This window comes from Zhurongbacter thermophilus (genome assembly GCF_026184435.1).
GTDB lineage: Bacteria > Coprothermobacterota > Coprothermobacteria > Coprothermobacterales > JAADFF01 > JAADFF01.
This window is the reverse complement of the sequence record NZ_CP046447.1, coordinates 102,779-116,581: the sequence shown is the minus strand read 5'-3', so window position 1 is coordinate 116,581 and position 13,803 is coordinate 102,779. Positions and strand designations below refer to the sequence as shown.

General features: G+C 42.5%; 13 protein-coding genes. 6 read left to right on the top strand and 7 right to left on the bottom strand.

The features are described from left to right. Positions 1-9: 9 nt before the first annotated feature. Positions 10-558, top strand: coding sequence for a chromate transporter (locus GM182_RS00525; protein ID WP_449186650.1), 549 nt, complete (start codon positions 10-12; stop codon positions 556-558). Next, complete coding sequence (locus GM182_RS00520; protein ID WP_449186649.1) at positions 555-1,100, top strand: chromate transporter; 546 nt, start codon at positions 555-557, stop codon at positions 1,098-1,100. Before GM182_RS00525 ends, GM182_RS00520 begins: the two co-directional genes overlap by 4 nt. Here GM182_RS00520 and GM182_RS00515 read toward each other — a convergent pair. The 3 genes from GM182_RS00515 to GM182_RS00505 are packed head-to-tail and all read right to left on the bottom strand — an operon-like array spanning position 1,050 to position 3,278. After that, on the bottom strand, positions 1,050-1,526 hold the full coding sequence (locus GM182_RS00515) for a hypothetical protein (RefSeq protein WP_449186648.1): 477 nt from the start codon (positions 1,524-1,526) through the stop codon (positions 1,050-1,052). The genes GM182_RS00520 and GM182_RS00515 overlap by 51 nt on opposite strands. Positions 1,527-1,535: 9 nt before the next feature. Next, positions 1,536-2,123, bottom strand: coding sequence for a TlpA family protein disulfide reductase (locus GM182_RS00510; protein WP_449186647.1), 588 nt, complete (start codon positions 2,121-2,123; stop codon positions 1,536-1,538). A gap of 54 nt (positions 2,124-2,177) precedes the next feature. Further along, positions 2,178-3,278: a tungsten cofactor oxidoreductase radical SAM maturase gene (locus GM182_RS00505; RefSeq protein ID WP_449186646.1), complete on the bottom strand. Its 1,101-nt coding sequence runs from the start codon at positions 3,276-3,278 to the stop codon at positions 2,178-2,180. 208 nt (positions 3,279-3,486) lie between these two features. Here GM182_RS00505 and dnaK point away from each other — a divergent pair, with 208 nt between their 5' ends. Then, on the top strand, positions 3,487-5,352 hold the full coding sequence (dnaK, locus tag GM182_RS00500; protein WP_449186645.1) for a molecular chaperone DnaK: 1,866 nt from the start codon (positions 3,487-3,489) through the stop codon (positions 5,350-5,352). Between the two features lie 44 nt (positions 5,353-5,396). On the opposite strand, the gene GM182_RS00495 is transcribed toward dnaK, so the two are convergent. Both GM182_RS00495 and GM182_RS00490 read right to left on the bottom strand, forming a co-directional pair. After that, positions 5,397-6,614 (bottom strand): hypothetical protein, encoded by a 1,218-nt coding sequence (locus GM182_RS00495; RefSeq protein WP_449186643.1) that lies wholly within the window; start codon positions 6,612-6,614, stop codon positions 5,397-5,399. Positions 6,615-6,638: 24 nt separating this feature from the next. Then, a complete protein-coding gene (locus GM182_RS00490; protein ID WP_449186642.1) occupies positions 6,639-7,331 on the bottom strand; it encodes a hypothetical protein in 693 nt (230 codons plus the stop codon). A 119-nt stretch (positions 7,332-7,450) separates the two neighbouring features. Between GM182_RS00490 and GM182_RS00485 the strand changes: the two genes are divergently transcribed. From GM182_RS00485 to GM182_RS00475, 3 genes are read left to right on the top strand one after another with little or no spacing between them, the layout of a single operon-like run. Continuing rightward, on the top strand, positions 7,451-8,602 hold the full coding sequence (locus GM182_RS00485) for a DnaJ C-terminal domain-containing protein (protein WP_449186641.1): 1,152 nt from the start codon (positions 7,451-7,453) through the stop codon (positions 8,600-8,602). Then, positions 8,603-10,615 (top strand): HD domain-containing protein, encoded by a 2,013-nt coding sequence (locus GM182_RS00480; RefSeq protein ID WP_449186640.1) that lies wholly within the window; start codon positions 8,603-8,605, stop codon positions 10,613-10,615. Next, positions 10,605-12,566 carry an HD-GYP domain-containing protein gene (locus GM182_RS00475; RefSeq protein WP_449186639.1) on the top strand — a complete coding sequence of 654 codons (1,962 nt, stop codon included), beginning with the start codon at positions 10,605-10,607 and terminating at the stop codon, positions 12,564-12,566. The genes GM182_RS00480 and GM182_RS00475 overlap by 11 nt, the downstream gene beginning before the upstream one ends. On the opposite strand, the gene GM182_RS00470 is transcribed toward GM182_RS00475, so the two are convergent. Then, on the bottom strand, positions 12,535-12,813 hold the full coding sequence (locus GM182_RS00470) for a hypothetical protein (RefSeq protein ID WP_449186638.1): 279 nt from the start codon (positions 12,811-12,813) through the stop codon (positions 12,535-12,537). The genes GM182_RS00475 and GM182_RS00470 overlap by 32 nt on opposite strands. Position 12,814: 1 nt before the next feature. Next, a complete protein-coding gene (locus GM182_RS00465) occupies positions 12,815-13,774 on the bottom strand; it encodes an inorganic phosphate transporter (RefSeq protein ID WP_449186637.1) in 960 nt (319 codons plus the stop codon). Between the last annotated feature and the right edge of the window lie 29 nt (positions 13,775-13,803).

Sequence of the window (13,803 nt, the reverse complement as noted above, 5' to 3'; positions counted from 1 at the left end):
ATACGCCCTATGGATCTATATACGCTGATAATTAACGCACTCAAAGTAGGCTACCTCGCATATGGCGGTGGAGGCACAATGATCGTGCTTGTACACCGTCTATTTGTACAGCCGGGATATCTGTCAGAAGACCTATTTTCCCGTATGGTAGGCACAACCTTTCTCGTGCCCGGTCCATTTGGCATCAATATTGGTGCACTGGCAGGACTTGAGGTAGCCGGTTTTCTCGGCGTTATCATCATGGTTCTCGGTATTATTGCCCCATCATTTACACTCATGCCCCTCATGTGGAAACTTATGGGACATATGCCCGACAACCGCTGGACTATAGGGTTTAAAAAATCAACAAAGGTTATAGGGTGGGCTCTTAGTTTCTTCGCAGCCATTCTAATACTAAAGGGGCTTATCGTTCATACAGGACACACGCTTGCCATAGGTATAAGTGTATATTCCCTACTCTGGATAGGGATTATGTATAAATATAAACTACACCCAGGCTGGTTTATTGGCTTTACCATGGTTTTAGGTGTGGTATTGGGGATGGTGGGCATCATATGACACTATGGGATATATTCATTACATCGGTAAAAATAGGCTTTTTGTCGTACGGTGGAGGCAACACAACAATTGTTTTATTTCACAGAGAATATGTAGAGAAGAGAAAGCTCATAGACGATGAAACTTTTTCTCACATGATAGGTCCATCTATCTTTGTACCCGGTCCGTCTGGACTTAATATCGCCTATGCTACGGGACTTGAGGTGCATGGTATAGCCGGTGCCATTGTATCCATGCTCGGTGTCATGCTCCCTCCGCTGCTTATTGTTATACCGCTATGGCTGTTTCTCAAAAAGACATCTGAAATACCTGCACTGTCGGGGCTGAAGTTAGCCCTCAAGGTTGTTGGTGGCACAATGGCACTCTATGCAGCACTCGTTATATTGGAACGAATACTGGCAGAAAAGACAAAGGTTAAGATAGCATCCCTCATATACGGAATAGGAATCATTACACTTCTTGCTCTGGGGGTCAACCTCATCTTGGTTGTACTACTTAGTATTATCTTGGCTCCCCTTATGGGTATATTTGTTGATACATGAGTATAAAACTTCTGTAAGCTGTCTTGCCCTTTCTATAGGCAGATAATCAAACGCCTCTTTATCAGGCCTATAGTACATATAGGTAATCTTTGTTTTCCAGAAAATCTTAGAAAGAATCCCTTTATCCACCCTATAAGGGATAATTCCCTTAACTTCACCTCTATGTACAAGAACATACACCACATTGGTTGTAGGAGTATTTTCTGGGTATGCCATTTTCAACACAGAAGAGAGACATATACTACTACCTATGGTGATGCTGGCATCTAAAGGTGGTAAAGTGCCATACACAATAGCCATAGTACCATCTTGTATAGGAAGCACATGGCCCTCATAAGGTTGAGGAGGGGCAAGAAGAGCCCCTCCTAACCAGAAAAACACCACCACAAGAATGACAAAGGCTATAACATAAAACCAGTCTTTCATCACTCTACTTTACTTATGAGACTTGAAGAAACCCTTAATATCCTCTGTAAGCTTCTGGGCAGCTGTTGCCGACAGCTCATAAGCCTGACCATTCCACACAATAATAGACTTGGTAGATGTAGAGACAAAGTTTTCCAGTGACACCAAGGTTTTCGTCCCTACCTCGCCTACAAACACACCTCTAACATTGCCACCATAGAAGAAAAATGCCAGGGGAACACCCATCTGATTTTCCGGAATACCCGGATAGGCCTCTTTGTATATCTTGACAAAGAACTGCTGGGCATCTTTGGTGGCCCCATAACCGGGATTGACCTCTACAAAACACATACCGCTCTTACCAAACACCTCTGTAGCATAACCCTTGAGAGCACGGCAGTGAGGACATCCCTCTGTACCAAATATCACAAGCCCTTTTTCTGGAGGGCAGTTTTCTGTTGTTCCTACAGTCTGGGTACTCGTAGTCTGGGTAGTACCTGTGGTACCACCGCTACTGTTAGATTGAGACTGATTATTACCACATCCCACAAATGACAAAGCCACCGCAGCAGTTATAACCACTACTGCCAATATTGTTAATAATCTGCGCCACTTCATAACAAACACCTCCCTATACCCTTATACCACAAATGTTATATAGATATTAGCACATTACGGGCATAGGGAAAATCTGTGATACCACAGACATGAGCTACACGATGGGGTATTACCCCAACAATCAGACCAGGTTGTCTGCATCAGCTCACATCTACCTTTGAGATCACATGTGGCACAGTCAGGCACCTGATAGGTGTTGACCTTGAAACGAAATAGCCTATACTCAGGCTTATTCCAGATATCATAAAGGCTCTCATTCATAATATTGCCAAACGAGTACCGCTGTACTTCAACAGGTTCACCAAAAATCCATTCAGTATATGAGTGGGCCAGCCTATAGCATGGAAGAACTTCGCCATCCCAACCTATTACCGTCGCCTTGTCAAGGGCAAATGGACAATACCTCTCAGATTTCACAGTAAACTCAGGTATCTCAACCTTTACACCATATTTTGCTCCCCACAGATAGATCTTATCCTTTAGTTTTCTTGCATCATCGGGAAGCAAAGGATATATAGGCTCATCTTTGACACTCTCGGCAAAAGGAATAACATTGGACAGTATGAGACCGGACACTCCAAACTCACCGGCCTTTTTTATCTCCTCTTCTACAAGGGCAAAGTTCTCCTTCATAATAACCATTTCCCATAAAACGCGGGGAAAAGCACGGGATTTTTCACGACGATACTCAAGAAGTCTCCTTGTAGCATCAAACACAGTAGACAGACTGATACCCCTAATATCGGCAAATATATCCTCATTAGGACTATCTACAGAAATGATAACCTCTCCAATGTGAAGGTCTACAAGAAACTTTGCCAGCTCGTCAGTAATCATTGTGCCATTGGTCGTAATTTTAATGTAATAACCTCTCTCTGCTAACCTCTGAATCCACTCCTTGAAACGCCAATGAAATGTAGGTTCTCCTATACCACCAACTACAACGGTTTTTAGATGAGGAAAAGCCTTCAAATCCTCCATAAGTTTGTCAAATGTTTCATCACTCATATTACCCAGATCATCTTTCCATGTCTGGCGATAGCACATCTTACAACTGAGATTACAGGTATTATTGAACTCAATGTATATCTTCTTCAAGTCGGGTTTATCGGTGAGAATAAGTTTTTCACCCCTAAAATCCACAACGAATTCCACTGCGGTCGCCTCCTCGTATATTCACTTTTACCTATTATAGAACAAACATGGGTTATTTATTAGAAAAATAGTAGTTCTTTATACACATCAACTTGTTAAAGAGAGGGGATTACACTTACATATGTTAGCAATCTCCTCATACTATTGCTAATATTGTGGTATCCTTTAAGTAGATACCCACACTTTGTGTGGATGGGAGGTGGAACATATGGGAAAAATTATAGGTATAGACTTAGGAACATCTAACTCTGCCGCCGCTGTTGTACTTGGTGGCAGACCAACAATCATACCCTCTGCAGAGGGCTCTACAATGTACGGAAAAACTGTGCCATCTGTTGTGGCATTTACCAAAGACGGGCAGGTGCTCGTTGGAGAACCTGCACGCAGACAGGCAACCATGAACCCTGAGGGTACCGTAACTGGTGTGAAAAGGCTTATGGGTACCCGTAAAAAGATTAAAATATTTGATAAGGAGTATACCCCAGAGCAGATATCTGCCTTTATTTTGCAGAAGATAAAAAAAGATGCCGAGGCATTTCTTGGTGAGCCTGTAGAGAAGGCTATTATTACCGTACCTGCATACTTTAACGATGCACAGAGACAGGCAACAAAGAATGCCGGTAAGATTGCGGGCTTGGAGGTTGTCAGACTGTTAAACGAGCCTACAGCAGCAGCACTGGCATATGGTATTGACAAAGAGGGCGATGACATTAATATTCTCGTGTTTGACTTTGGTGGCGGTACACTTGATGTTACCATCATGAACTTTGGTGGTGGTGTATTCCAGGTGCTATCTACTGCCGGTGATACCAAGCTCGGTGGTAGAGACATGGATAGGGCACTTCTGGAATATGTGCTATCTGAGTTTGAAGCAGAGCACGGTATAGACCTCAGACAGGACCACATGGCAATGGTGAGACTCAGGGAGGCAGTTGAAAAGGCCAAGATCGAGCTTTCTTCTACCCTCACAACCGATATATCCCTGCCATTTATTGCCATGAAAGATGGTCAGCCTGTGCACCTGCAGATGACACTGACAAGGGCAAAACTGGAAAGCCTTGTATCCCCCATTGTTGAGCGCACAAGGGGACCCATTGACCAGGCACTGAAAGATGCCGGTATGACAAAGGCTGACATAGACAAGATCATTCTCATCGGTGGTCCTACTCGCATGCCTATTGTTCAGAAGTTTGTTGAAGATTATTTCGGCAAATCTATTGAGCGTGGTGTAGACCCCATGGAGGCTGTTGCCATAGGTGCAGCACTACAGGCAGGTATTGTTGAGGGTAGTGTGGAGAAAGATATTGTGCTTGTCGATGTTACACCACTGTCCCTTGGTGTTGAGACCTTTGGTGGTATTGTCCATGTTCTCATACCAAGAAACACACCAATTCCTGTGAAGAAGAGTGAGATATTCACCACCGTTGCCGACAACCAGACACAGGTTGAAGTTCATGTCGTGCAGGGTGAGAGAAAGTTTGCCAAAGACAACCTATCTCTTGGTCGTTTCATACTTGATGGTATCCCACCAGCACCCCGTGGTGTGCCCAAGATAGAGGTGACATTTGAGATAGATGAAAACGGCATACTGAAAGTCACGGCAAAGGATACGGCAACAGGTAAGTCTCAGCATATTACCATCACAGGCTCTAAGAACCTCTCTGAAGAGGAGATTGAGCGCATGAGAAAGATGGCAGAAGAATTTGCCGAAGAGGATAGAAAGAGGGCTGAGCATGTTGAGACACTGAACAAGGCAGATCAGATGGTGTATGAAACACGCAAGGTGCTAAAGGAATATGGCGACAAAGTGCCAGCAGACATTAAAGAGCGTATTGAGAAGCTTGTAAATGAACTTGAGGAGCTCGTCAAGCAGCAGGCAGAAACAGAAAAACTAAAGGCAAAGATGGAAGAGCTCTCTGAAGAGGTTAAGAAGATAGGAGAATCCATATACGGTGCCGGTGGTGCACCCGGTACAGGTCCATTTGGCGGTGGTGATGTACCACCTAACGGCGGACAGGGACCATCTGGTTCTGATGACGACAATGACACCATAGATGGCACACCAAACTTCTAAAAAGCCTCACACATAAAGGGGGAGCATAAGCTCCCCCTTTACTTTTACTGTCTGGGCACGATGTATAAGATGTTTCGCATCAACCTTATCTGAAAAGATGTGCCATCTTTTTCCACCTTTACAAGGTTTTTATGCTCTGGGTCTTCAATAAGATAGCACCCTTTCTGTATAAATCCAGGATACCATGTGACAGTATATCCCTTTATATGAAAAGTCCTGTACACAGGACCTTCTTTTCCACTTGACAGCACATTCACAAAACCACTGAGGAATGGGGACTGCCTGTATATGCTAAGGTCGGCTACCACATCATCTTTATCTCTATCAAAGACATCACACTGGTGGCTTTTTATAGAAAACACAGCCATAACCATCTTTCCAGCCATAGATATCTCATAATAGTAATCTGCCTGTATCTTGCTCTCCACTTCCATCATTCTACGCACCTGCTTTTTCACATCGGCAACATTGAAGTAATCTGCGTTGTATCGTAGTTCATGCCATGCATGATCATCATCTGAGTAGTAGACAAAGTATACATACTTTGCATCATCCATTGTTATAACCTTGTTGTATTTTTCTACATGCAGCGGCTCTCCGGGCTTTTTCGGAAGTACAATAAAGCCTACCTCTACATATACACCATCCGGTCTGTCATAGGAGATGTTGTAGTAAAGCCTCACGCTACCCTCTAACACAGGCTCTGCATAGTTTATATGGTCAATGGTGATGTGATCTGGCACAGACACATGGGCTGAAGACATATCCCCACTAACCGTCACATTAACCCTGAGTATATCGGTATCTTTGGAAAGATCGTAAAGCAGTACATGTTCTTTTCCGTCAAACAGATACACCTTGGTGCCACATATATAGCCTAAACCCCCGGCATATGGAAATATCTCGCCAGGTAAACATGCATTGGGCAGATGATACTTTTCCAGTATATAAATATCTCCACTGACCTTGTAGTGCTCATCAATAGTAGGATCTACATAGGCAAATAGTTTTCCACTAGATGTATAGAGTCCCAGCAATGCCCCTGGCTTTATAGATAGCAGAGCATCACCATATGAAACTTCTTTTCTCTGAGGATCTATCTCTATGGGAATAACTTTGAGGAGATTTTCATCACTCATGATTCCCACGAGGGGTAATGTGGTGCTTTCCGAGGTTTTATTTTCCCCTACATAGTGGTAGACGTACACTCCCGCCAACAAGGCGGCAATAATGATAACAGAAATAACGGTAATCTTACGCATAACACATTCCTCCTTTCATATTTTCTAACAAAGCATGGGAATAAACAGTGGCATATGTGCCACTTCATGGCTATCTGGTATGTCATAGATAACTCCAGCGGAAGGCAGTGGCCTTTCCACATGTGTGGTGTAAATAGCTATGACTTTGGCATATGCCTGAGAGCCACCAGAGGGGGCTGCAGAAGCATACATAGCACCACTACCGGGTACAGGAACAGCTCCTGAAGATGTAATGACCGCCTGCCAGCCTTCAGATGACAGGGGTATATCTGCTAGGGAACGGATACTGTAGGCATACAAGGTCTTTACAGGGACACCATCTTTGTAAATACCATCAACGAGAGTGTCTTGTATACCACCGCTATCTACAACAATGGTGAGATAGGCAACTTCTACACCTGAAGCAGATACTACAGACAAGGCAGGTTTCATCATAAACATCTCAAGTCCCAGCAGGCGATAAATCTTTAGCAAGGGAAGTTTGTGCGGTGATACAGCCGATGCCGTGTAGGTGAGTTTGACATCAATATAGGTTTTACCATCAATATCAGAGCGAGCCATAACATCATACGACAAATCACTAATATGGCCCATACCCAAACGCCATGACATGTAGGCAGATACGGCATCGGTAATATAGTGGTGTGACGAGTAGGTGGGCACAAACAGAGAGACGACCAGCACCAAGATAGCCACGGCAGAGATAACCTTTTTCATTCTTTTCACCTCCTTTCATTTAGGTTGTATTTTTATTATATAACCTTATAACGTGCCACAATGTTTGGTAACAAGGAAAGTAGAAAGTGGTTTAAAATGAAAGATGGAGGTGGTATCCCTTGAAAAACTACTATGAAATACTGGGTGTGCCAGAAAACGCAACACAAGAGGAGATAAGAAAACGCTACAGAGAACTGGTAAAAAAGTATCATCCTGATATTAATAAAGACAATCCAGAAGCAGCCAAGAAGATGGCAGAGATCAATGAGGCGTATCAGGTACTATCCGATCCCAAGAAGAGGGCACAGTACGACGCCATGCTAAGGGGAGGTTTTAGCGGCTCACCAGGAGGCACAGGGGGATACACCTTTGAGGATATATTCGGTGGCGCAGGGGGATTCGAAGATTTATCGCAAATCTTTGGCGATCTATTTGGCTCTTTCTTCGGTGGGGCCCCTACAGGAAGAACCAAGGCCCGTCGCAGTAGAGGAAGAAATGTTAAGGTAAGGGTAGAGATACCTCTAAAGACGGCTCTACAGGGTGGCAAGACCAAGGTTACCGTTAAGAGACCTACAATATGTAAAGAGTGTGGTGGAACAGGTGCCAAAGACCCAAGCAAGGTAAAAACCTGTCCCACATGTGGTGGTACAGGCTATGTCAGACGAACCCAGAACATGGGTTTTATGACATTCTCCACAACAGTACCATGTCCAACATGTCATGGCACGGGCAAGATCATAGAAGAGCCGTGTCCTGTATGTCACGGTAGGGGCATCGTAGATACTATAGAAGACATAGAAATAGAAATACCACCGGGAGTAAGAACAGGTGATATTCTCACCATAAGGGGTAAAGGGGAAGAAATACCCGGTGGCACACCGGGAGATCTGCTCGTAGAAATTGTTGTAGATACCGGTGATTTTGAAATAAAAGGCGATGACATTATCACCTACCACTATGTTCCATACCCTATAATGATATTAGGGGGCATGTCCAAGGTAAAAACCCCCGTAGGTGACGAAAAAGAAATAAAAATCAAGGCCGGTTCACAGGCTGGCGATGTCATTACTTTAAGCGGAGAGGGTTATCCCAGAGGGTACGGCAGAAGAGGTGATTTTAAAGTCGTCTTAGTACCAAAACTGCCTAATAAGGTATCGGGTAAAGAAAAAGAACTCCTGCAGGAAATAAGAAAACTTTATGAGGAAGATGCAGGAGGTGAGTCCTCTTCGGCGGGGGGCTTTCTGGGAGGCCTCTTTAGAAGAAGGAAATAAATGGAAGATTGGTTAAGCGTTAGAGAGGCTACATCGCAGGTCAGCAAGACCTTGCAGAAAGCAAAGAGCACTGATGAAATAGAGGCTCTTCTTGTTGAGCTTATACCGAAATTTGTCGATGTCGATGGTGTTGCCGCCATTAGACACATTAAACACATAGGAAAAACTTTCATGTCCCACACATATGGTATATATGAGCAATTTAAGCACAACTATACCGATGATGATATGGGGCTAACAGGGTATATCATTAAATATAAAGTTCCCCTATTTATCAATAGGAAAAGTGATATCCCCAAAGGCGTTAAAGAGGTAGGAACTTACGAAGAAGGAGAACACTATGCCGTTATTCCACTCCTTGACAGCTCTGGAGAAGTGATGCTGGTCATCATGACTGTTAAGGTAGGAAGACCTTTCACACCCAAAGAGATTACCACCTTAAGGTCAATGGTTATACAGGCTGGCATCATATACGAACGGATATACCTAAAAGCCCGCATGGAAAAATTTAGAAAATCTAGCACACTTATAGCAGACTTTGCATCTTATCATACAGACAATCCACCAGACAACATTGTAAATCTTGCCAAAGAAACTCTACATCTATGTAAAGACACAATCAAAGGTGCCGAATATGGCTCACTGCTAATGCTAACCGAAGATGGTTTCAGATTTATAGGTGTGATGGGATATAGTGAGGAACTACTGAAAAAACCTCCTATTCCCTACGAACACCAGCTAAGATGGTATGGATTTGGTGAAAACAGGTGGAAACAAGGGATACCTCGCATACTCGGACATGAGGAAATCTTGAAGAGAGACAATGTCAACTATGATGTAGAGGTAGGAAAAGCCATCGAAAGAGCCCAATCAACACTAGGGATTCCTATTATCGTAGGCGGTAAGGTAAAATACTTTCTCAATATTGACAATTTTACAACTCCCGCAGCATTCGACGATGTAGATATAGATATAGCCATGCTCATCGGCAATATATTTGCATCATCAGCAGAAATAGGAAAACATTATCAAGAAATACTGACACATGTAGAACTTATTAAAACACTGTCTGCCCCACACTTTGATAGTCCTAGTGCCACAACGGATATGAGAAACATTATAGATATCTTTATCAAATCGCTTATAGACAATATGAAAGTATTAGGCCCAAGCCACATATTTGCCATGCATTATCCTATGCAGTCAGATTGGGTTCAGATATATCCCGAAGAAGATGACATAGAAATGTTTAATCTCATAAAGAAGATAGATACATCCCCTACTGAAAACAGCATATACATATCACCTAAGCATCTATATGTAACTTGGTTTACACGAAGCCTTACTCACGGCTATATCAAAATATTGGTAACCAAAAAGGATTTTCTACCTCATGGGGATTGGTGGACTACTGCACTCCAACTTATACTCGATTACTTTGTCTCATTCGTAAAGATAGTCACACAGGCAAGAAACATGAGATACATGGCAAGAAGTGTAGCATTTCATGTGGGAAAACTCCTTGAAGATATAAATCTTGAACCCAGAGGACACATGGAATTTATGAAAAAAGTAAGTCCTATAATAGCCAAGCAAACATGGGGGGACATTCCCGAAGACTTTATATACGGTCTATATTTACACGACATAGGGAAAATCATGCTTACAGGTAAGGAGAGACAAAACTCTGGCATAGATACCAATAAGCATGTCGTATTAGGCTCACAACTTATTGAAGCTACCGGACTTGACTATTTGTCACATCTTTCCAATATTGTCAAATATCATCACGAAAAGGCATTAGGTGGTGGTCCATTTGGTCTTAAAGGAAGTGATATACCAAGAGAAGCAGAAATCGTTGGTATGCTATGTCATTTTCATCATCTCATATCCAAAGGGCTCTCCCTAGAAGAAGCACTGCGCGTTATACACTCACATAGTCCCTCACACTACTCTATGTTTGCGGTAGATAACCTGAAACTTATATTAGAGGTGTACAAAGATGGACATTAGAAATTTTGGTACAGCACTAACCAAACTTATGTCCGAAAGCAGAAACATTAAAACAGTACGCCAGGCTGAAGAGAAGATACTCTACCATCTATGGAATACAAGCCCAATACCATCTGTAGCCATATATGCAATGAGACATGTTCCAACACTGGGTGCATATGTGCTATCACATCGCATAGGTAACGGAATATTCACGGATATTATGTTACCCAAGAGCCTTGATAGTATAAAGCACGTAGAAGAAGGACACATTGTCAGAATACCAGAAGATTATCCCTCTATTCCACCATTTAAAGAGAACCGTTTTTACACATTGTTTCCTGTACACTCTGATGACTATCCTTTGTACATCATCATGTTCGAGTCGCCATCACCTCTTCAGAATATATATATCAACTTTGCCGAAGAATACCTCTCTCAAGCTAAAAGACTGTTTGAACGCACAACATATTCTTATGTTATAGATATTTCCAAGAAAGCCTATGAAGACATCAGCACAAAGGTTTTTACCAACATAAACGATCTAAACAAAGTACTTGAAACAATAGCACGTATACTACTATCGGAGAAATCTCCTATCTCTATTGTGCTTACCGGTAACAAAGAACATTTGGAAGGCATACTCACTATAAAAAAGCATACACTCAAGCTAAGCATTACCCCGGACGAATCCATGTGGAAACATATACAAAAACACAGAGGAGCCGGTATATCTCTCATAAAAAAATGGGATATCCCATCATACATATTCAACATGTTTAAGTCTCTTAGTAACTCACAGGAAATTAAGGCTTATCTAGATAACCTATCATACGGTATAGTAGGAACAGAAAAAGACAATCAAGACAATATTTTCACTTTAGGGCTTTTTACAACTTATACCACTGTGCCATTCACAGAAACAGATGCCAGAACAGTATTAAATACACTAAACATAATGAAAATGGGATACACTCAGAAAAGGCTTCAAGACACATCTTCGCGTCAGCTATCATTTATAAAGTCTGCTATTTCAACATTCTCTATGATGCTCGATACTACAACCAAAGAAAATATATCGATGTGGGATCCTATAAGGAACATCGCCCAGCACTTCAACAATATAAGAGGGCTATACGCTATAAAAGATAAAAACATCGTAATACTCAAAGAGGCAAAAGATATAGATATAAAAGATGTCATATATCGTCTACAAAATAGGTATACAAGCATTCTTGAAAATGGTCTATTTATAACAAAATTGAGAGAAACCGACATCGACATCATCATTGTCCACAAGCGAGATTTATCTCCCATAGAAAAACAGGCCATACAGGCTATATTTCGCAATCTTCATGTTGTCAAAGATTATCTTGACGACATAGATATTCATACCCAAATTATCAAAAGACTAAGTATGATTCTACCTACAGCTATGGAGGATTTGAGAGTAGAACCCAAAGGCCAAACTCGTGCAATGTTAGACATAGCACGAAAGATAGAGAAAAAATTACCTATAAATGGCATAGATCTTAGACTTGCCGTTGTATTTCATGACATAGGTAAACTCTATATACCACCTGACATATTATTAAAGCAATCATCTCTCACTCATGAAGACTGGAATACAATAAAAACACACCCTATATATAGTCAGCAATTTGTCAGCCAATTTGAAGAACTACCTACAGAGGTAGGCACTGCTGTGCTATATCATCATGAAAATTACGATGGCAGTGGCTATCCACACGGGCTCAGAGGAGAAGAAATACCACTGCTTGCCCGCATACTGAGGGTGCTTGATACATACACGGCCATGACACTACCCAAAGCATATGGAAGTATACATACCCCTGAAGAAGCTGTAGCCCACCTCGAGGAATATGCCGGCATTTACTACGACCCCGAGATTATAAAAGTGGCAAAAGAAGCTATAGAGCCTACTCACTCATATGAAGACGATACTTCCTAATAATCTGTGCCCAGTTCTTGGCAGCATCTCTCTTCTTAATACCAGTTTGCCTATACATATCTCTATAATTGACAAAAAATGCCCGTATGCCTTCAATAAAGTCCCTGTCATCACCTTTAGGTAGCCCAGATAGATAATTTAGCACTCTCTCTATACGAGGAATAAGCCACTGAATATCATCATTCTTAGCAAGGTAACATATAGCCCTCTCCAAACACTCCAACATTTCCCTTAGTGTCAGTTCCACACTACCACCCCATTACCTTTATAGTCATTCCCATAAGGAATGATAACACACCGGCAAATAGTGGGGAGGTAAACCACGATGTAATGACATTACGCAGCACACCAAGATTGATTCTATGTGGTGCCTCGGCAAGTCCTACACCGATAACAGCACCTACAAGGGCTTGTGTAGCAGATACAGGCACACCGAGACGGGCAAACAGGAGGAGAGTAATAGCCTCACCCAGAACGGCCACAAGAGCCGTATAACTATCAAGCTTAACAATACCTCCACCAACAGTGCTAAACAGCTTACCAGATGCACCTCTAAATATGGCAACACTAAGACCACCAAGACCTATAAACAGTCCACCGATAAACGCTCCCCAAAACGGTGTTAACACACCAGCCTTGACAAAGACACCGGTCACATTGGCAACATTGTTAGCACCAAGGGAAAATGCACCATATGATGAAACAATAATCATACCCCACCATATCATGTTATCCCATGCAAATATAGATTTACGAAATGGCCTTGTTATAGGTCTCAACACGAAAAACAGGATATAGGCAAATAGGGCTCCACCAATAGGGGTAAAGACCCAAGCAAGAAATATCTTCGTAAGAGGAGACAAATTGACATGCCCCATCGCAGCTCCCATACCCAGTATTGCTCCAACCACAGCTTGAGATGTAGAGACAGGAATACCATAGCGATTAATCCACCTTACAGCTATAGCCGCAGAAAGTGCAATGGAAAAAGCGGTAAGAGGCGTCTGGTCACCAAGATTTCCCAGTGTAGTAAATCCATAGTGCCCCATGAGAGTAGCACCCAGAGTGGCAAAGATGAACATAATAATACCGGCCAGTGTCGTGCGTATAATACGCACGGCAACAGCAGTGCCAACGACATTGGCACTATCATTAAAGCCTAGTGTCCACCCCAAAAAGGCACCAGATGATACAGTCCACCACCACACAGGCACTACCTCCTTCAAATGTGGAGGGT